At 51.6% G+C, this 19,170-nt stretch carries 17 protein-coding genes; 4 read left to right on the forward strand and 13 right to left on the reverse strand.

Annotation, left to right across the window (positions count from 1 at the left end; translation table 11 throughout):
* Positions 1-5: 5 nt before the first annotated feature.
* From FKP33_RS08470 to FKP33_RS08485, 4 genes are all read right to left on the reverse strand, one after another.
* Entirely contained in the window at positions 6-458 is a 453-nt protein-coding gene (locus tag FKP33_RS08470) for a helix-turn-helix domain-containing protein (RefSeq protein WP_181410084.1), read from the reverse strand.
* Between the two features lie 280 nt (positions 459-738).
* Positions 739-1,275, reverse strand: coding sequence for an RNA polymerase sporulation sigma factor SigK (gene sigK, locus FKP33_RS08475; protein ID WP_141334503.1), 537 nt, complete (start codon positions 1,273-1,275; stop codon positions 739-741).
* Positions 1,229-2,872 (reverse strand): recombinase family protein, encoded by a 1,644-nt coding sequence (locus tag FKP33_RS08480; RefSeq protein ID WP_141334504.1) that lies wholly within the window; start codon positions 2,870-2,872, stop codon positions 1,229-1,231. Before FKP33_RS08480 ends, sigK begins: the two co-directional genes overlap by 47 nt.
* Positions 2,873-3,138: 266 nt before the next feature.
* Complete coding sequence (locus tag FKP33_RS08485) at positions 3,139-3,903, reverse strand: hypothetical protein (protein ID WP_141334505.1); 765 nt, start codon at positions 3,901-3,903, stop codon at positions 3,139-3,141.
* A gap of 274 nt (positions 3,904-4,177) precedes the next feature.
* Between FKP33_RS08485 and FKP33_RS27060 the strand changes: the two genes are divergently transcribed.
* From FKP33_RS27060 to FKP33_RS08500, 4 genes are read left to right on the forward strand one after another with little or no spacing between them, the layout of a single operon-like run.
* Positions 4,178-5,083, forward strand: a complete 906-nt coding sequence (locus FKP33_RS27060) for a hypothetical protein (protein ID WP_181410085.1) — start codon at positions 4,178-4,180, stop codon at positions 5,081-5,083.
* Between the two features lie 23 nt (positions 5,084-5,106).
* The gene (locus FKP33_RS08490) at positions 5,107-5,682 is read left to right on the forward strand and encodes a tyrosine-type recombinase/integrase (RefSeq protein ID WP_181410086.1); all 576 of its coding nucleotides are present in this window, start codon (positions 5,107-5,109) and stop codon (positions 5,680-5,682) included.
* Positions 5,683-5,694: 12 nt separating this feature from the next.
* The gene (locus tag FKP33_RS08495; RefSeq protein WP_141334507.1) at positions 5,695-6,822 is read left to right on the forward strand and encodes a tyrosine-type recombinase/integrase; all 1,128 of its coding nucleotides are present in this window, start codon (positions 5,695-5,697) and stop codon (positions 6,820-6,822) included.
* On the forward strand, positions 6,819-7,760 hold the full coding sequence (locus FKP33_RS08500; protein WP_141334508.1) for a tyrosine-type recombinase/integrase: 942 nt from the start codon (positions 6,819-6,821) through the stop codon (positions 7,758-7,760). The genes FKP33_RS08495 and FKP33_RS08500 overlap by 4 nt, the downstream gene beginning before the upstream one ends.
* A 433-nt stretch (positions 7,761-8,193) precedes the next feature.
* On the opposite strand, the gene FKP33_RS08505 is transcribed toward FKP33_RS08500, so the two are convergent.
* From FKP33_RS08505 to FKP33_RS08545, 9 genes are all read right to left on the reverse strand, one after another.
* Positions 8,194-10,278, reverse strand: a complete 2,085-nt coding sequence (locus FKP33_RS08505; protein WP_141334509.1) for a DEAD/DEAH box helicase — start codon at positions 10,276-10,278, stop codon at positions 8,194-8,196.
* A 1-nt stretch (position 10,279) separates the two neighbouring features.
* Positions 10,280-11,884: a BREX system ATP-binding domain-containing protein gene (locus FKP33_RS08510; RefSeq protein WP_141334510.1), complete on the reverse strand. Its 1,605-nt coding sequence runs from the start codon at positions 11,882-11,884 to the stop codon at positions 10,280-10,282.
* 3 nt (positions 11,885-11,887) lie between these two features.
* Positions 11,888-12,091, reverse strand: a complete 204-nt coding sequence (locus tag FKP33_RS08515; RefSeq protein ID WP_141334511.1) for a hypothetical protein — start codon at positions 12,089-12,091, stop codon at positions 11,888-11,890.
* A 68-nt stretch (positions 12,092-12,159) separates the two neighbouring features.
* Positions 12,160-13,107 carry a BREX system ATP-binding domain-containing protein gene (locus FKP33_RS08520; protein WP_141334512.1) on the reverse strand — a complete coding sequence of 316 codons (948 nt, stop codon included), beginning with the start codon at positions 13,105-13,107 and terminating at the stop codon, positions 12,160-12,162.
* Complete coding sequence (locus tag FKP33_RS08525; RefSeq protein WP_181410088.1) at positions 13,104-14,267, reverse strand: BREX system ATP-binding domain-containing protein; 1,164 nt, start codon at positions 14,265-14,267, stop codon at positions 13,104-13,106. The genes FKP33_RS08520 and FKP33_RS08525 overlap by 4 nt, the downstream gene beginning before the upstream one ends.
* 26 nt (positions 14,268-14,293) lie before the next feature.
* Positions 14,294-15,106, reverse strand: coding sequence for a hypothetical protein (locus FKP33_RS08530; protein WP_141334514.1), 813 nt, complete (start codon positions 15,104-15,106; stop codon positions 14,294-14,296).
* A 14-nt stretch (positions 15,107-15,120) separates the two neighbouring features.
* Positions 15,121-17,301 carry a HelD family protein gene (locus FKP33_RS08535; protein ID WP_141334515.1) on the reverse strand — a complete coding sequence of 727 codons (2,181 nt, stop codon included), beginning with the start codon at positions 17,299-17,301 and terminating at the stop codon, positions 15,121-15,123.
* A gap of 123 nt (positions 17,302-17,424) precedes the next feature.
* The gene (locus tag FKP33_RS08540) at positions 17,425-18,207 is read right to left on the reverse strand and encodes a M20/M25/M40 family metallo-hydrolase (protein ID WP_141334516.1); all 783 of its coding nucleotides are present in this window, start codon (positions 18,205-18,207) and stop codon (positions 17,425-17,427) included.
* A complete protein-coding gene (locus FKP33_RS08545) occupies positions 18,207-19,016 on the reverse strand; it encodes a hypothetical protein (protein ID WP_141334518.1) in 810 nt (269 codons plus the stop codon). Before FKP33_RS08545 ends, FKP33_RS08540 begins: the two co-directional genes overlap by 1 nt.
* Positions 19,017-19,170 lie beyond the last annotated feature (154 nt).

A 19,170-nucleotide genomic window follows, 5' to 3' on the forward strand; every position in this document is an offset into this window, starting at 1 on the left:
ACCCGTTATGCCAAAGCTTTTTCTATCGTTTGCAACAGTTGTTTATTATCCAGTTTTCCGTTTATGATTTTCAAATCCTGCAGCTTCTGCAAAAAATCTGTATCGTCGCCGATCAATTCGATCAGATGCTGCAGCTTTTTCGATTGGTCAGCCAGTCTGGTTATAAAATCTTGAATCATTTGAATATCCTGAGACGAAAGAACAGCACCATCGAAGGTCGGCTTTTTCAGCAAAATCGCTTTCAGATCGTTCCCGCTTGAGCTATTACGGCTCAGCAGCTCGTCAACGGAAACTCCGAACACATCGGCGAGTTTGAGCAGAACGTCGATCGTAAATTCGGTAATATCCTCCTCCAGGCACCTGTATTTGACAATGTTCGGCGATAACGATTTAGCCACCTCTTCATCCGTGTAACCTCGTTGCTTCCTAATTTGCGCCAATTTACTTCCGATTCTCATAAGCCTATCCCCCATATCATTGAAATAAAAAAGAGACGCAGCATCGCCGCGGGAATTGTCCCGCAGAAATGTTGGTCTCCAGTTGCCCGGTAGACGGCGAATCATCTTCTAAACAATCCGCTTATACCAAGTATTATACTTGGATTAATTTGTATTTCAATACATTTTATAAAATGCACCCTATTTCAGGAAAAATTTTTGTTTTTCTGCTGCTTCAACGCCACCCAATAAATCGAAAGGCCTGCCTAGTAGGCAGACCAAATTTAATATGCTTATTCAACTACCGCTTCGACTTATAAAACTCATGATACAGCTTCATCAGCGCCCTCTTCTCGATTCGCGAAACGTACGAACGGCTGATCCCCAGCTCCTTCGCAATCTCCCGCTGCGTCCGCTCCTCGCCGCCATGCTCCAGCCCGAACCGGCCGACGACAACCTCCCGCTCCCGCTCATCCAGGATATCGAGGTTGCGGTATATTTTGCTCTTCTCAATCTTCAGCTCGACCTTATCCGCAACATCGTCGGCCTCCGAGCCGAGAATGTCGATCAGCGTAATCTCATTTCCCTCCTTGTCCGTTCCTATGGGGTCATGAAGGGATACATCCTTCTTTGTTTTCTTCAGGGATCGTAAATGCATCAGGATCTCGTTTTCGATACAACGAGCTGCGAATGTAGCCAACTTCGTTCCTTTGTTCGGTGAGAACGACTCGATCGCCTTGATCAGCCCGATCGTACCGATCGAGATCAAATCCTCCAAATCTTCCCCCGTATTATCGAATTTTTTGAGGTTGTGAACACGAAACGACGTAACCTTCATGCTGAATAAACGGTTGGCGTTTCAACTCGTCAAGTGCCCCGACTGCTGTAATCTGTACTTCGTTTCCGTCGTAGCGAATAATCACTTCATCCACCAAGGTCTCCACGATGTGCCGCTTCTCTTCAAGGGTAAGCTCGTCGCCGGCGCTCTCAATAAAGCTTCGGACAGCTTGAGATATTTCTGCAATCCGGTTGGCCGATATTTCCTTCTCTGCTTGTTCAGACAGCTGCCTTTCGTACCCGGCAAGCTCCTGCTCCAGTGACTTCAGACCGGCATTGATCTTTTGCATTTCGGAAAGCATCTCCTGCTCATCAATGACCTCGCGCTTGAACATGATTTTGATTTTTTCCTTCTCCTTTTCCTTCTGCTCCAGTTGACGTTTGATATGGTCCGCGGCGGATTGAAGCTCCAGATTGATTTCATTGGCTTTGCTTTGCAGCCGCTTCATATAATCATCTGGATTAGACAGTGTCTCCAGGATCAGCTTCCAGACGTAATGGTCCAGCATATCGGCTCGTAACGTTTGAGTGGGGCACTTCTCAACCCCTTCGCCATACTTCTTGGGAAACAGATTCGGACACCTGTAACAGGTGTAACGGATCTTTTCTCCCGTTGCCTTATTTACCCGCCCTGTATAAGTTGTGGCTTGCCACATTCTTCCACAATGGCCGCAGCGAATCATCGATTTTAACAGATACTCATACTTTACATTTCCTGATCGTTTCATGTTCTTCTCTTTCTGCACCTGGGCTAATTCGAACAGATGCTGGTCGATGATACTTGGCACGTTAACCTCGATCCAGTCCTTCTCATCACGAAACGCATATGTTTTTTTCGGTGTACCGTTCTTGGTTTTCTCGCCGCGAATCTTCCGGGTTTCTCTACGGTTGTAATAGAACTTTCCAATGTATACCTCTGAAGTAAGGACCCTTCGAATAGAACTGGCGCTCCAGTTCCGGCTTTCTCCTCGTTTGGGCACCGCCCCTAGGGAATAGAGGCGATCCCCAATTTCACGAAGCGTATAATTGTCATGCACATACCATTGGTACATTTTACGGACAAATTCGGCTTCCTGCTCATTGATGATCAAGGTATGTTCTTGAAGGTCATATCCGTAGGGGGCCACACGCATGGGCATGATCTTCTTATCCTTCTCCACCGCTTTAAGCCTTCCGCGTACCGTCCGCTTCTTGATTAAAGACAACTCGTACTGCGCTATGGAACTCATCAGGTTGAAAAAAAGCTGGCCCTCCGGCGTATTCCGGTATTCCGTGTCTACGAACACCAGCTCGATATTGCTCCGCTCCAGCTCTCGGCAAAGGATTAATTTATCCGTCAAGTCCCTGGTCAACCGGTCGGGATGGGTAACAATCAAGCGACGGACCAGACCTTGCGTCACATCCTGCCTGAATTCATTCATCGCAGGCCGATCAATATCTTCTCCCGTAAATCCTTCCTCACGATACACCTTGATCATGGATTCGGGAATTCCCAAGTCCTTCGCTTTCCGCAAACAAATTTCAATCTGGGCGTCAAGGCTTGTTCCCTCCGAGGCTTGCATACCAGTCGAAACCCGTGGATAGATGGCAGTATACATGAGAGTCCGCTCTTCTCCTTTCTTAAACGATTACTTCCCAGTATGGACAAAGCAAGAAACAAAAAAACCGGCTTATTCAGTCGGTTTCAAGATCAGACGCTTTAGGATGTAATCGATGACGGCATTTTTGGCTTCAGCAGCGGATAAGGTGTTTGAGATTTGTGCTGGTTCGCTACACAAAGTATGAGGCACATATACGATTTTGATTGTCGGCATTCGCTCCATACTTTTCACCTCAATACACCTTATTCCATCTGCGGTTTGTCCTAGCACAGGCGCATGGTGTTTTGGATATACTTGAACTCTGTTTCCATGATCCGAGCAATAGCTAAATCATCTTCAGCACCTATGAATGTCCAGTACCGGTACCCAGGTATAACGGATTGGGTAATGAATCCAGACCATGTAAAGGACGTTGATTTTAGAACGTTCATCAGCTGATCCAGACCAACCGTGTCACTATGATAGAAGTCAACAACAATCGCATCTGCTCGAGTTTCCAAACGTAAACAAAGGTCTTCTTGCAGATTTGACCGGATTAAGAATCCTTCCACGTCAACTTTCTGTTTTTTGGACAGTTCCAGTAACGGGGCAACATCTTTCATTTTGCTAATTACCGTTGCACTAAAGCGAAAAGCAATCGAATCCCAACGATCCAAGAGATCCCCATTGAGACTCACCCACATATACGGGACCCGATGTACAATGCTGAAACGTCCGTAGAGTTTTTCACCAGAGTTTTTTGCAATTTTTTCTATATTAAATAGATCAGAAATCGTTGAAGCCGACTTAGAGAATTCACCAATCAAAAATCTCCTTAGCTCCGCATCTTTCCAATCAAAAGCCTGTCTTAATGCTTTTCTACGATAAGGCAATGATAGTTTCCGTAGTAGAATTCCGAAAGTAAGAGGGTCAGTAGCTGCCAGTTCCTTAACCTCATACCAGTCTCGATCATGCCTGCTGATATAAGTGATTTCATCTATTTCATCTTGGATGAATTTGAAAGCCAGTTGAAGAAGATCTACCTTCAACCTAAGCTTTACCCTCCATCATCTTAATCCCGTATCAAGACATCCATCATCATCTCTCCACAAATGGAGCAGATTCTTGTTTCTTTCGACCAAAATCCTCGCACAACCTGAAAATCCAATCTGTTTTTGCTCCAAATGTGGAGCAACCGGGACAGAAGTGCAAAGCAAATGATACCTTTACATCAATGATGAGGGTCACCGGACCCCACCTCCTTTCTAAGCAAAAACTGCGGTCTGAACGGTCGAAGAATCAGAATCTGAGGGAGAGATGTAGATGGATAGCGATCAGGATATTAGAGATATGGATTTATTCCGATCAGATCATTGGAAGCACGAAGCGAAAACTATGTCGTGGATTGCTTCTTATGAGAATTCTACTTCGCGAGAATGTTTACAAACCTCCCCAACTGGCAATCATGATATTAAAAGTCTAAGTTGGGGGAAGGTGCTGTTATTCTTGAATTCCATGTATGCATTCAGATGGCCTGAACATGATGTCGAGATATTTTCACCAGCAGGTGGTTCTCTTGCATTAAATAAATGGATCTTTTCAAACCAGATTCAAGGCAAAATCTTTACTCCCGTACTACTCAATTATCTGGAAAGTAAGAAGTCCATTAAATCAACCAGTTATTTCTCTCTAATGGAATACGCACAAGAGCTCATTGATTTTTTTAAAACCCGTTTCGGGCTCGATGCTCGCTCCGTTAAAAATGAAGAAATGGCAAAAAAAGAGGTACTAATCCTTTTCACAAAGCAGTCTTACCCGAACTTTATTCAGCGGGATATGATACTTCACATATCTAGAAAATTACTCTCGAATGAATTCAATCTAAAGAAACGTACTAAGAGTCAGTCTCCTGAAGAAGCTATTCAAGTTATCCATCACCCTGCGATAAACGCGCACATCATCGATTTAATCCGATCAGGGGTAAAGGAAAAGTCCGTCGACAAATACAAAGCCAGTCACTCCATGTTTGTCCATTGGCTTCTTACCAATTATGTCCAATTTCAGGACAGTTCGACCGATGACATTCCTTTATCGATGGTACGGAGGAGCTACTCATCGAATTCAAGCAGAACTTATTACGCTTGGCATCGAAAGGTGTCTATAGCAAACACACGGTTAGTGACCGTTTCTACGATATCCGATACTTATTTTCTAACCTTTACAAGTTAGGCTGGCTCCCTAAAGACATCACGTTGGATGTCTCTGGAATCCCGTTTGACAAGTACCTTTATCGCGATCTACCGAACGATGCTGAGCTTCAAACCTTTTTTCAAACGATCCTACGATATTCCGACCAACCAATACTTGAGCTCGCAGCATTTGGGTTGATGCTCTTACTTGGGTTACGGATATTTGAGGTGGCAAGCATTCGTTATGAGGACATCAATATTGAGAATAAAACCATCTCTGTCTTCGGTAAAAACGGGAAATCGGCCTTGCTCCCATTACCTGCACCATTACTAAAGTATTTTCAATCTCTGATGGCAAACCGTTCTCGCAATGGATATGTGTTCGGAGATAATATCCAAGCAATTATTCGCGAATTACGAGCCCACTACAAGCTCTATTCCTTTGTTGCTGGTTGGAACTACCCGGGAGGTCCCCATTTACTTCGGCATACATTCATTAGCAGGTTGTCGGAACGTTCGGATTGCCCGCCACAGTTACTGATGTATCTAGCAAGACATGACCGGCCGGAAAATACTGCCCGATACGTCCACCGAAACCCCAACCAATTACAAATTGCCGTAAACAAAATCAATTTCTGAGGAGGTTCATCCATGCCTAAAGTAATCAGCGACACAACGTACTCAGAACTTAAAGAACAACTGAACCAGTTGTTAAGTCTTTATGGACCGGAGAAAATGCGGCAAGTCATGGGAACAATGCCTGCCCACACACAGCCGCCACTAAATATCACCCAGGCAGTGCGGGACGTTTCATTTCTTGAAGCCATTGATAGTTTCTTTGAAAGCGCCAAATTTTCTGGACTAAGCCGGACTACTCAAACAACGTATCGTTCAGAGATGAAGCTTGTTCAGAAACATGTGAAGGAACACCTTGGTGACGATCCTCCGTTTGAAAAGGTAACAAACGGCGAATTCTTGTCCAATTATATTAAAATTAACGAGGATCTTAATACAAAAGCCAAGAAGTCTTCCTTTCTTCGGACCTTCATCAAGACTTCTTACAAAAAATACTATGGCCATCAAGATCTCGGGGACCTGAAGACCATTCTACGAGTTCGGTGGTCAAACGACGAAGCTCCTAAAGCCTTTACAAAAGTGCAGATCGCAGAGATTCTTCGAATCGCACAATCTCGTAACCATGACAGCCTTTACACCGCCATTATCTGGACTTTCCTTGGTAGTGGCATTCGTATTAATGAGCTTTGTAACCTAAGAATAGGGGACATAGAACCGGAGACTCAAACGATTAAAGTAGTCCCCAAAGGTGCCGAAAATACGAAGAAATCTCGGAAGATTAATCAACTCGCCCTTATGATGCTCACTGACTATATTGATAAGAAGTACAGTCAAGCTCGTGAGATTCTTTCGGAATCTAAATATGAGGAACTCTACATTTTCTCTAGCAGAGCGGGGGGTAAACCTATCACTTCGCGCGCCATTCAGCAATTTATGAAAAGTATTATTCACGAATCTCGGTCAATAAAAGATGAAGATAAAGATCGTTTAGGTCCCCACTCTTTTCGGCATTCTTTTGCCATACAAGGCCTTGAGGCGGGAATCGATATCTACACGCTTGCTAAGCTTCTCGGTCACGAGTCGATCGATACTACGATGAATTATTTGCGTTTTTTTGATGACCAACTTCGGGAAGCGATTAACAAGCACCCATTTGCTCGAGAGATTATTCAGCAAATTAGAGAAAGGCTGGAGAAAAAATGAACCATTTATTAATGGACTCCCCATACTATGCCAACTGGAAGAAACATACCCATCTTAAAGAATCGGCAATTTACACTTATAGTCGCCAGTTCATGAAATTTGAGCAATATTTAAGTTTAGATTTTGAGGGTGAGCTCGATTTTGATAAATTTTATTATGATACTGAATCCGAAACTTATCGCTCGATCGATATTGTGTGCATTGACGGTTATATCCAGTTTCTCAAGCAGAAGTTTCAGGCGAGCAAGAATACACTCTACAACAACATTGTTTATCTAAAACATTTTTTCACGTTACTTCACGGTCTTGGGATGATTAAACATAACCCCATGAAAAATTACCCAAATCCGTACTATGAAAGAAGAATTATTGATCGTTCCCTGTCGCTTGAAGAATGTCAGAGACTATTTCAAGTGGCTCTTAAAGCCGATCCATTTGTCCGGAAGTATTTCACCCTATTTTTATTAATGGCCACGACCGCTCTTCGAAACAGGGAGATCGTACAGCTAACTTTCGACCAAATTGATTTTGACCGCAGGGTTATTATGGTCAATAAAGGACAGAAAACCACATCCGAAGTCGTTTACATGCCCGATTCCCTCGTTGATGAACTGGAACGTTATATACATCATCCGGTTGTAGAAGAATGGCTGAAATCCGGGCATTCGGAGGTTTTCTTCGAGAATAATCGTCCATTAACCAAGGAAGCATTAAACCGAATCATCAAGTCATTTTGTCGGGAATCCGGAATACAAAAGAAAGTCACAGCCCATAATTTCCGGCATACAACGGCATACTTGATGCAGACCAGCGGGATTGACATTATCGCCATTAAACGACAACTACGCCATAAGCAGCTGTCGACAACTTTGCGATATGTTCCTCCAGTTGACGCTGCCAAGCTGCTGAATGACGCGTGTTCCGATCTTCTTCAATAAAGACAAAAACGAACCCGAAGAAAGCAAAGAAACATGCTTCATTCGGGTTCATTATGAACAATTATTGTACACAAGGACAGACTACTCCCGTGTTGAAATTAATCACCATAAAGGGAATTGGATACCGTTTAGCTCTTAGCTAGTGGATTGGTACCGATCAACTGCCCCTTGGGGACATGATTTGAGCCTGAGGATGGCCACTCATTAGGCTTCCGTTGGGAACAGAAGCGATAAAAGGAACGATTACATTATAAACCTAGAAATGATTTATTTCAATATTCTTATAGACTTCGCAAAATTAGATAAGTCTCTTCTTCAAACAGCGATAGAAATGATGATACACTTTCCATCAAGCACTGATTTCTATTTTGGTCCTTTAATGTCGACAATTACTACTATAGGCCTAACAGCAGCTGTTAATTTTTGACTAGCCCTAATTTCCAATAAACAACCCCAACACCTCTATCGTTTCCTCCTCCGCCCGCGTCCAAACCGACTCCCGCAACTCTTGCACAAGCCCCTCCGGCCGCAGCCAGCCGAGCACGTCCCGTAGGCGGAGCTTGTCCGGTAGCATCCGGCTTGCCAGCGGCAGTCCCAGCTGGCTCTCAGCAGTGTCCAACCGGCTGCTCACAGCGACGTGTAAGAGGTCTGCTGCAGGATGAACCAGCCAGCGGGGCTTCGGCTCCTCGCGGAAGCTAATGAAGTACGGCGTGATTTTCGAAGGGAGTTCCTCGGGGGCGACATAGACGGATAGCAGCCGCAGGGCAAGGCTCATACGGACGCCGCCGAGGTGGAAGGCGCAGTAATGCCCGTCCTTATCCTGCATGACTGGCCACTCCCCCTCCGCCAGCTGCAGCTTGTGGCGCAGCACCATCGGATGCTCGGTCCTCCGGTTTGCCGGACCGCTCACGTATGACCAGTGACTCTCGCCATCGGGCAGTCGGGCCGAGGACTTGACCTTGAGAGAGTAAGCAGAGCGTTCGACCACTTGAAAGTGGTTACCACCGATGCTAAGTCCTTTGCCCTTCACGTGCTTCACTTGGTTAGCCAGCCGCTGCCCTGTGACCGAGTCCACGGCGGTTTGACCTGGCAGCGTTTCGATGACAGAGTGAAGCTCACCCCGTAAGGCCCGATCTCTTGCCTCGGTCGTTAAGCGAACGCCCCTCGGCGTATCCTGAATATCACCGTCGTTAGCCATCATCGTTAGCAGTTCCTGCATAATGGCGCCATCCACTTCCTTCTCGAACAGACGGCAAATAAACTCCCGACTGCGTACTCCACCCTTACCCTGTAATATGTAAGACAGCACCTGCTGCCGCAGCACGGAGCTGATCGGGCCCACTGGTTGATTAGCAAACCAACCTACGCGGGCCGCTTCGAGCATCGCCTCCTGCAACACCGCATCCAGTTCAGAGCGGGCGCACAGCATGACCTGCGTATGCTGCGAGCGGCGGTTGCCGCGGCCGATGCGCTGCAGGAAGGCGGCCATATCCGGCGGCGGGGCGTCCAGGGCGACGCCGTCGACGTCGCCGATATCGACCCCTATCTCGATGGTCGAAGTGGCGACCAGAACGTAGCGGTCGAGTCGGCGCACATCCCGCTCAGCAGCCTCGCGCAACGTCTTCCCCAAACTGCCGTGGTGTGCACCAACGGAATACCCAAAAAACCGCAGTTCCTCGCGCAGCAGCTCGGTGAGCTCGTCCACGCGCTTGCGGTTATTGCAGAAGACGACCCATTTCTCAGAGCTTCGTCCCTTTGCACCGAGATACGCCGGGAGGGCTCGCTCCACAGGAGCAAACCGCATGCCAGGCGGCACCACTTCAATAATCTCCCGCTTTCCGGGTACGAACACGAGTCCGCCGCCGGGAAGAAAGGTGTCAATGACGGCCTGAGGCTCGGCGACCGTTGCGCTGAGGCCGACGATCTGCAATTGTTTGCTCCGAGTCCAGCCTGAATCATAAGCATGAGCCACCAGCCGTTTCAGCCGCTCGATTAGCCATCTTGTCTGCTCGCCGCGCGGAGATCCGTGCAGCAGATGAATTTCGTCGAGTACGACGGCGCGGACGTGAGCCAGAACGTGAGCGCTTCCATCCTCGGCCAAACCACGGCACAGCATACTGTCAAGTGACTCTGGCGTCGTAACAAGAATATGCGGAACCGCCTCCGACTCCCATTTGTATTCCCCCGTACGGCGCACGAGACGAAGCCCGAGCCGCTCTGCGGCCGGACCGAGCCTTGCATGGATGTCGTTGACGAGCGCCCGGGTAGGTGACAGATACAAGATCGTCCACGGACCGGACATCCCCTTCAGCCGCTCTACTAGCGGAGCATAAGCTGCCTCGGTCTTGCCGCTGGCGGTTGCTGCACAGATGAGAATGTTCCGACCGTCCAGAATCGGCCCGATCGCTTCCCGCTGGACCGGAGTCAGCCGTCCGAAGCGCTGGAAGAACACCGGCCATACCGCAGGAAGACGCCTGCTCAGTTGACGGTCCTTCTCGAGCTCCTGTGATGTTGTCAAACTAAGCCATCTCCTTCGGCGGTCCGTACAGTACGTCCAGGAACGCCATATACCATTTGATAAACTGCCTCAGCAGCTCGCTCTCTACATACCCGCGTCCGTCCAGCAGCGTATGCACGCGGTCGGCTACATTCGGATCGTAAGGGCGCTGAAGCTGATACGCCTCTTGATAAAAGCGGTAAATTCGATTGGCGAGTTCGAGCCGCTCCTCCTTTTGGAAAAAACGCAGTTCCAATGCGGAGCCTCCACTTGCTTCGACCAGATCGTTCAGGTAGACGTCTCCCTCGTCCATCGAGTCTCCCACGGTACCAAAATAGAGTGCTAGCGGCACCTTTGGCAAATTGCGTTGTCCACTGACATAACATTCTATCGCCCTCAAGGTCAGCATCAGCTTCTGCTTCTGTGCCTTGGTCAGATGCTTGTTCTCCGTCTCGAATTCGTCGATCGTAATGATAAGCCCCTTATACCCTGCAGCCTTAGCTAGCCAAGCCGTTCCTAGCAGCGATTCGACTAAGCCGTTCGGGCGGTCGAGAAGAGAGCGCGGGACCGCAGGGAAAACCTGCACACTCGCTCGTGTTTGCTTACGCAACGCCCGGTCCAGATCGGTCGCCGATACTTCGTCGCTCCCGCTGAAGACGGCCTCCAGCTGCTCGGTCCAAATATCCAGCGTACCGGCATGCTGCAGCATCGAGACGACGCCCAAATGAGCATCAACCGCCCGCAGCCCGGATAAAGGCAAATACGAGGATGTGCTATTTTGGATCACCTTCTCCAACAAGCCTACCAGTGGATACTCTGTCTCCTCCTCCTGGCTGTGAAGCGTGCTGTAGATCGCATGGATTAGCTTAGCCGGGTCGGACAAGGTCATACCTTCGCCGTTTACCTCGACGTGAGCAACCATGTAGCCTTCCCGCTTCGCAAGGGTCCGGATGGCGGACATCGTATGGCTTTTGCCTGTGCCATATGCACCAATGACCTTGTGCACGCGTGGCTCCAAAACAGGGAAGGATGAGTTAATCCACTTGCTTAGCTGCTCATAACCCAGGGTAAACTGCTCGATGTGACGATGCGGCACGAGTCCGAACCGCAGCGCCTCCAGCGAGCAGCGAGCCTCGAAGCCCGGGTCGGACAAAGGCGGTGCTGGCATAGGCGATGGGGCCGCCGCAGGTGGAGTCCCCCCAGAAGTCGCAGATGCACCTGGCCCAGGCTCTAGCGAAGGTACTTGCACCCCTCCTGAACCGGGCGGCTTCGGCCTCGCACCGATCAGCTGGCCGATGCGTGCCAAATGCCCGGACGCCGCTGGAGCAGCCTTGCTGAGCGGCGGGGAGTGTGACTGTGCTGCTCCAGCACCAGCAGAACCGGCTGCTACAGCAGGCCCGTTCCCCTGCGGTGAACTGTGGCTCGCAGCAGCCCCAGTCCTGGCGGCCTGCATCCCAGATGAACCTGCAGCTCCTTCAACCAATGAAATATTCGCCGTATTAAATTCTGCTCTTGTCGAATATGGCGCATCCAGCTCGACGATGGCTCCTCGTGGCGTAGCCTTGACAACGGTGCCTAAGCCGAGACCGGTAACGGCGACCCGTTCTCCGTGCGCAGGTGTCCACATAGCCTATACCTCCGTTTCCTGGCCTGTCGCAACGAAGGCCCAGCCGTCGTCGTAGATGTTCATCAACATGGTACACACTTCCTTCACCAGCGTCCGGCGTACGCTCGAACTGAGGTCCTCTGCCGCCAGACGTGATGCGGCAGCCTGAGCCCGCCCAAGCGCCTCTGCTTCCGGAACCGCCATGCTATCCGCCCAATGGCTGTACATAAGACTCACCAGCCGGCCCGCAATCTCGACCAGCTCCTGGTCACGGTTTTGCCTCCGCTGCAGATCGATCAGAGGCGCGAGCACGTTGCCCTCAAAGAAATCGGCCCCGGGATGCAGCACGCGTGCTGCAGGGCAGGGAACGTATCGAAATCGGCAACGATATCCGGTGTAAGCGCATAAGCCATGAGCAGCGAGCCGTTTTGCAAAGCGTTAAGCCCGTTAATGTCCGCCATCAGCATGGAGAGGATGCGCTGCTTCTTGCGTGTGTCCACCTGGAAGCCCTGCTCGGCCTCGTCGAAACCGACGACTGTTCCGCTCCAGCCCACCTGACGGACGAACTGGGCCAGCGTGTGCAGCGCACGGATCGCGTACAGGTTGCTTTCCGCGCTGGTGATCTTCGGCGCCTTAAGCAGCTTGACGTGCTCGGCGTTGTCCATCTCTCCTCCCAGCCAGCGGCACAGCGATTCCAGCCGTTCCTCCTGGTTCTCCGCGCAAGCCGCACATGCCTGCCGAAGCAGCTGCCCATAGAAGGGCCACTTGTAATCCACATCCGACAGAGCGGAGATCCACCCGTTCAGCAGCATCTCGGCAGCAGCCGGGTTATCCGGCACCTGATTTCGTTTGTACGCAACCGCCTCCTGAATAAGGGCGCGGATACCATGCCGCTGGGAGCGCGGAGTGCGCAGCTCATGGGCAATTTCCCGGAACACGAGCATGTAACGGGTAAAATCCACATTTTTATTCAACGTGACCTTAGCTGTAACGCAACTCTCCGATCGGGCCACCTCAATCAACTGATGCAGAAAATGCGACTTGCCCGAGCCAAAGGGACCGACGATGAATTTCTCCGAAGAACGTCCCCGTTTAAACTGGTCGCGGATGTATTTATTTCTCAGCTTCTCAAAAGCCGCATCAAAGCCGACGCCAAACAGACTGCAGCCCTCCTCCGGGGCCGTGCCGTTCTGGGCCATCGTTTCAATCATCGAGAGTACATGGTTGGCGCGTTCTTGAGTCATCGATATTCCTCCTGCTCCAGTCGTAATAAGCTGTTATACGCCAGCGTTTTCATTAGCATACGTTTATGCCCTTCGTCCGCTTGCTTCTGAAGCACCTCCATGCCCTTAGCCCGCAGCTCCGCGGCAAGACCCTCCGAACGGCCGCCAAGAATACGTACCAGCTCGGTAAAATGATCCGCCGCCTCCTCGAGGAACGCTTCCGGCGTCGCATTCGCATTCACTTTTTCTACGCTCGAGGCGGTGAGACGCCAGGCCTTCCCGAGATCGAGATGAGGCGGAATCAGGCGCTGCCCCAAGGCCGGATACTCCTCCGTACACATGGAGATAAAGCCAGGCAGCACCGCGAACACGGCAACTGTTCCCGGCAGCGCGCCAGTTGTGCATCCATCGATGAACCGGCGCATCAGATTCGCTGCAATGTTGAGTTTACGCGTAGGCATTTTGCCCTTCGGCTGAAGCGTCCGCTCGTTCTCGTCGAACAAGAGCAGCACACCGGGCACACCCAACAGACGGAGCCCTGCAAGAACGGTTTTCATGTATTGCTCGGCATTGCGCTGAGAAAGGTAGCCCTTAATCCCGGTCAAGCCATATCGCTTGAAGTCGGCAGCGGCTACACGTCCGCCGTTCAAATACTCATGGAGAAGCCTACGGGAGTTGTCTCCATGCTGACCGCGGTGAACACCCCACCACATGGCATGCTGCATCCCGGGGTGAGGGAGCTTCGCTTTACGCAGGCTCAACGCTCGCTCCGACTGGTCTGCCTCCAGAGCCTCAAGGATGTGTGGCAAAGAACGAACCGTTCGGCCCCCGTTCCTCCACTCCAGCTGCTCCAGGAAAAACTGCGTAATCTGCTTCCAGTCCTCTAGCCGCATATCCTGCGACAGGTCAAAGTAAGCGACGGCCATGCCGCAGGAGAGTGCCCGGTGCCTAAGCAGCTGAAGCAGATGCGATTTCCCCGCTCCATAGGTGCCCTCGAACAATTTGACCGTAGCGCCGCCCTGCATCGCCAAACCGCGAAACAGCTCCCGTTCCGCGTAATTCAAATATGGGCCGTTCCCGACGTCAATGAGGTGGGCCGAATCTGGAGAAACGATGCCGGATTGCGCGACTTGCTCAAGAGTATCCAAAAGCTTTTCCCGATCCTCTGATGTCTGTATCATAATAGCGCTCATAGCTTGGTCCCGTCCTAATTCGCAGCCAATGCCGCAGCTACGTGGCAGATCATGTTATAGTCGACGTTCGGGTCGAGTCCGTTGATCGTCAAGCCTTCCTTGGACGTCTCCGTTTGGCTGCCTGTCAGCAGTCCGAGCCGCTGGTGGTTCGGGAGGCTGGAGGCGATTTTGCGGTACGTGTCCAAATTGTATTGGAACGCCCACAACGGATACTCTGCAGAGCCTTTACCCTTTGCTCCATTGTGGGTGAGATCGGCGGCGAGGAAGCCAAACAGCTTCGCTACCGTCCGGACGTACACCCGCTCGCCCGGTGCCTTGCCCGTATAAGCGAGCGCCATCTGGTACGCCTTCGTGAACAGCTCCCCGAGCTGCTCTTCTGGAAGCGCCTCCTGCTGCAGCTGCGTCAACGCCGCCTGAAAGCCGTCCATCACAACCGCTTCGCTATCCGCCTGTACCACACCGCCGATCGGTGTCCGGTTATAGCTGAATCGCACCTTAGCATCCGTCGTATCCAGTTCTAGGTATAGCGGACCGACCCGCCAGCCGCCTGCCATCTCGCGGAGGCCGAAGCCCGCATCCTTGGCGGCCTGGAGGAACACCGACAGCGTCTTTTTACATTGACTGTTGCGCTTGTCAAGCTCCTCCTCTATCAGAGGCAGAAACGCTGCCTTCAGCTCCTTATCCTGAAATTTGGACAAAAGCTTATGCGCCTCGGTGAGCGCCCCCGGATTGCCCGGCTTCAACTGGATAAAAGCAAGCTCCGCCTTGAAGCGGTCCTTCAGCACCTTCGAAATTTCCTTATGTACAGCGGCTAATTGAAATTCCATGTATGAACGTCCTCCTATGGCATATTCGTATGGGAAGCGAGCCAGCGACTTGGCTGGTCGTAATAAATAAGTTCCAGCGCCTCCTGCGCCCGCGTAATGCTAATGAAGAGCAGTCTCGCATCCAGTTCTGTATCGTAGGACAGCTCGCTGGCGTTCGGGATAATGACGGCTTCGAATTCCAGACCCTTCACAAGCGTGGACGGGATAAAAACAATCTGCTCTGTCAGCTCCTGGTCCAAAGCAGATACATGCTGCAACCCCTCAAGCCCTTCCTCATTCAGGTGTAAAAATAAAGCCTCTGCCAGCTCCGGCTCCTTCGGAATGATGGCGATGCGGCGATGGCCTGCAGCCTTCATTCGCTCAATGGAGCTGCGAAGCTGCAATACCAGCTCCTCAGGGGAGTCGACGCGGGTCATCGCAGGCAGATCGCCTGCATGCCGCACCGCCTGAATCTGCGGCAGCGTCTCGGACAAGCAGCTAAGCACATGATTCGCCAGCTCCATAATCCGGCGGGTCGAACGATAGCTGATAGCCGTCTCAACGTAGGTTAATTCGGGACCGAGCACCTCGTTCAGCCCAGACCAGTCCTGCATTCCGATCCATGGATGAATGTTCTGCGAGATGTCGCCGAGCAGCGTCATCGACTTGGCAAGCGGCTTCAGCGAGGCGATCAGGTACGGGTACGTGTCCTGTACCTCGTCGATGACGAGATAGTCGAGACGCTTATCCAACCCACCGAGGCGAGATTCGACGTGAAGGAGCGCGCCGAGGTCCTCATAGCCGACACGTTTGCCGTCCTCCGGAGGCACGGCTAGGCCTGCCCTTTCACAGAGGCTCCTATACCACTCGTAGGGGACGATCGGCTTCCACGCCGATAAATACGCATCCACCGGCTTTGTCAACGCCTCAGTTAACGCCTGCTGTTTGCGGTTAAGAAGCCGCTGCACCGCCTTTTCCGCTTGCTGGGCCTCCTCGTCCTCCAGGGCACCGATCCATTCCGACCGGAATGCTAAATATCGGCTTTTCAAATAGTCTTGCTGCCGGTTCAGCTCTGTCTCGAGCCAGGAACGAATCGACTTGGTCGTTTCGATACGGCGCTGGTTGAGCGGCAAATGCTTGTAGCCGTTGTAAATCTCGCGGAAAATATCCCCGATTGGCCTCTCGATCGGGGTGGCGCTGTTTAGCTGCGGAAAGTTCGTTGGAAGATACGCTTCCTCCAGCTCTCGAAGCCGCTCCTCGACGTAGGCTTGGTACTCGAGCGACGTCTTGTAGCGCAGCTGCGGACCATACACCGCATCCATTTGCGGGTCGGACGCAGCTTGGAGCCACAGCGCCAGATCCTCTTGCGGATGGCTGACGCTTTTTACCTGAGGGAGAAGCTGAATGCACAGACCGGAGACGGTATCTTGTGCGATGCTCTCGATATCCAGGTCCTGAATGACCTGCTGTATATATTGAATAAACATGCCGTTCGGCGCGAGAATAAGGATCTTCTCCGGGCTGAGCTGCTTCGGATATTGGTATAGCAGATACGAGATCCGGTGCAGAGCGATACTCGTTTTGCCGCTTCCAGCTACGCCTTGGATCAAGATCGGAGAGGAGATGCCGAGACGAATCATTTCGTTCTGCTCGCGCTGGATCGAGGCGACGATATCGCGCATCTTATGGTCTTCCCGGCTCTCGAACCAAAGCTGCATGAGGCGGTCGTCGTTCAGGGATGGCGCGGTCAATTCGTCCGGCTCTGCCTGATCGCTCAGGATGTCCTTTAGGTCCTCTACCTTGCGTTGACGAATGACAACATTCCGTTTACGGGTAATCGTAATCTCCTGCTCTCCGGCAGGTGTCTGATAGGTTATACATCCGTTGCCGCCCTGGAAGGAATAAAACACATCCCCGATCGGCGACTGCCAATCAATGATCAGGCTGTCCAGCCCATCGATCGTCGTCACGGGCACCTTGCCGATTCGATATGTAACTCTTACCCCGTCCTCCACCACCTCAAGCTTGCCGATGTACGGCACTTCCATCGCTTTTCGATAAGATTCCCGTCTTTTCTTATCCCGGGCCGCCCGGTACTGACCGTCGACGGTTGCGGAGTAACGATTATTTTCCTCCAAATAGGTCACGATCTGTTCGATGGATTGAATCGTTTGGTTTACTTCCTGCTGCTCTTGTAGAATAATCTGCTGCTTCATGTCTCTCACCTATAGGCAAATCATTATGTATATGGGTTATTTCGACAAAAGACCACAATATTCCTGCAATCGTTGTTGTCTGGGGTATTTTGGTACACAACTATATTATGACTATCGCCTGTGTCAATGAGTTGTCAGCGAATGTATGTTCCGCTGTTTTTCTGTGCTCATCGAAACCAGCGTCCCGACGATCAAACGGATCGTATCCAAACAATCATCAATATTTACCGTTTCTCTTGCCGTATGCTCCAACTGGTACCCCGTGGACAAATTCACACTCGGGATGCCCAGTGAGGCATAGGTAACGGCATCGCTCGTGCCGCCGGTGACCGCACGCCAGTCCGGCATCCCGCACAGGACCGCTGCCCGCTCGAAGCGAGCTGCGGTTAGGTCGTCGCAGAAGTCAATATAGCCGTTGCGGACGACAATATCCCTCGACCCGCGGCGGTCGACTACGATGGCGAGCTCAGCTTTCCTCAGCCAAGCCGGATCGATCTCACACGAGCCCACGCAGCCGACCTCCTCCTCCCGGGTAAAAGCGAGCCGAATCGTGCCATCGAAGCCGGTATGTTGCAGTTGGTCCAGCACGGACAAAATGATCGCAATTCCTGCCCTGTCATCCGCTCCGAGCGGACCGCTGCTGCTGCTCCACACGCTGCCGTTTCTTATAACGCTGCGGCCGGGATGAACCGGTACCGTATCCATATGGGCAGAGAGCAGTACGACCGGTCCTTCCCCGGAACCATAGACCGCTTCGCCGAGCACGTTGAAATAGGTATCCGTAGTTGCTTTCAAGCCTGAGGTCGTAAGGCGGTTGATAAGATATTCGGCAACCGGCTTCTCATATCCGCTGGGTGCTGTGATAGCAAGCAGTTGCAAGAATTCCTTCTCGAAGGCATGTCTCATTAGAGCAAACCTCCCATCCACTCGCAGAGCGCGGCAAAATCGTGCTGGAGCCGTTCTGCCCCGGCCAGCATGCTGCGGTGCTTGAACCGGTTGCGGCGTTCGGCGCGAAGGCTCTCCGCCTGACGGCGCAGCTCGTCGCCGATGGCGAGGACGTCCTGCTGGATGAGCTTCAGGCTCCAGCGGTCCGCCGCTGCGGAAAGGGATGCCCGCAGTTTTGCACTTCCCTGGGAGTCACCCGGTTCAACGACCTCCCACTTATAGTGCAGGGGCAGGCTGGCCAGCCGATCCTGCACGGCGATCTTGAACCAAGCAGCGGCATAGCTGCTGGCGAAATATACCTGCGGCTCGTGGCGCCCGTGGCCGTCGCAGCCGCCCGTCATGAGGAAGCCCGCCTCACTGAGTGCCTTGACGAGGTAAGCGATCCCTCTGTCGAGCGATAGCGTATTCCAGCGAAGCCCGTGATTGCGCTTGGTGAACGCGCGCCAAGAATAAAAGCCGTGCGGGATATGACTGCGGCCGTATCGTACCTGAAGCCGGTTTAGTTCCGCGCAGATCTTGCCCGTTATACCAGGGCACAGTACCTGAAGCCTGCAACCCTGTTCGGTGTAGCATATCGGAACGCCGCTCGCTTCCAGGAAGCTTCGCACATCACGAGCGTCCCGCTCCCCGTTGCCCGCCGACAAGACTACGGTATCGCCATCTACTCGGGTGAGGAAGCCTCTTCGCTTCAGTGCTTCGTGCAGCTTTTCCGCTGGAGTCACAAGGGTCGGGAAGTTGCTTCCGTTGGATGGACGGTTGATTGGGTTCATGGAGTATCAGCCTCTCTTCATGGAATGTGGTTTGTGTTGTCTATGTACAGTAAACCACGTCCTGGTCACATGCCTGTGACCAGGCGGATTGTTTAAGAGAGAGGTTTTATTTTTTCCTCCATGCTTGCCTGCGTCACACAGTTCGACTGTACCT

The organism is Paenibacillus sp. tmac-D7 (assembly GCF_006519665.1).
In the GTDB taxonomy this organism is placed as follows: Bacteria; Bacillota; Bacilli; order Paenibacillales; family NBRC-103111; genus Paenibacillus_G; species Paenibacillus_G validus.

Bases quoted from the DNA above. Each gene is read 5' to 3' on its own strand.
- FKP33_RS08470 (WP_181410084.1), bottom strand. From the start codon at position 458: ATGAGAATCGGAAGTAAATTGGCGCAAATTAGGAAGCAACGAGGTTAC.
- sigK (WP_141334503.1), bottom strand. From the start codon at position 1,275: ATGAAGGTTACGTCGTTTCGTGTTCACAACCTCAAAAAATTCGATAAT.
- FKP33_RS08480 (WP_141334504.1), bottom strand. From the start codon at position 2,872: ATGTATACTGCCATCTATCCACGGGTTTCGACTGGTATGCAAGCCTCG.
- FKP33_RS27060 (WP_181410085.1), top strand. From the start codon at position 4,178: ATGGATAGCGATCAGGATATTAGAGATATGGATTTATTCCGATCAGAT.
- FKP33_RS08495 (WP_141334507.1), top strand. From the start codon at position 5,695: ATGCCTAAAGTAATCAGCGACACAACGTACTCAGAACTTAAAGAACAA.
- FKP33_RS08500 (WP_141334508.1), top strand. From the start codon at position 6,819: ATGAACCATTTATTAATGGACTCCCCATACTATGCCAACTGGAAGAAA.
- FKP33_RS08510 (WP_141334510.1), bottom strand. From the start codon at position 11,884: ATGTGGACACCTGCGCACGGAGAACGGGTCGCCGTTACCGGTCTCGGC.
- FKP33_RS08515 (WP_141334511.1), bottom strand. From the start codon at position 12,091: ATGTACAGCCATTGGGCGGATAGCATGGCGGTTCCGGAAGCAGAGGCG.
- FKP33_RS08520 (WP_141334512.1), bottom strand. From the start codon at position 13,107: ATGACTCAAGAACGCGCCAACCATGTACTCTCGATGATTGAAACGATG.
- FKP33_RS08525 (WP_181410088.1), bottom strand. From the start codon at position 14,267: ATGATACAGACATCAGAGGATCGGGAAAAGCTTTTGGATACTCTTGAG.
- FKP33_RS08530 (WP_141334514.1), bottom strand. From the start codon at position 15,106: ATGGAATTTCAATTAGCCGCTGTACATAAGGAAATTTCGAAGGTGCTG.
- FKP33_RS08535 (WP_141334515.1), bottom strand. From the start codon at position 17,301: ATGAAGCAGCAGATTATTCTACAAGAGCAGCAGGAAGTAAACCAAACG.
- FKP33_RS08540 (WP_141334516.1), bottom strand. From the start codon at position 18,207: ATGAGACATGCCTTCGAGAAGGAATTCTTGCAACTGCTTGCTATCACA.
- FKP33_RS08545 (WP_141334518.1), bottom strand. From the start codon at position 19,016: ATGAACCCAATCAACCGTCCATCCAACGGAAGCAACTTCCCGACCCTT.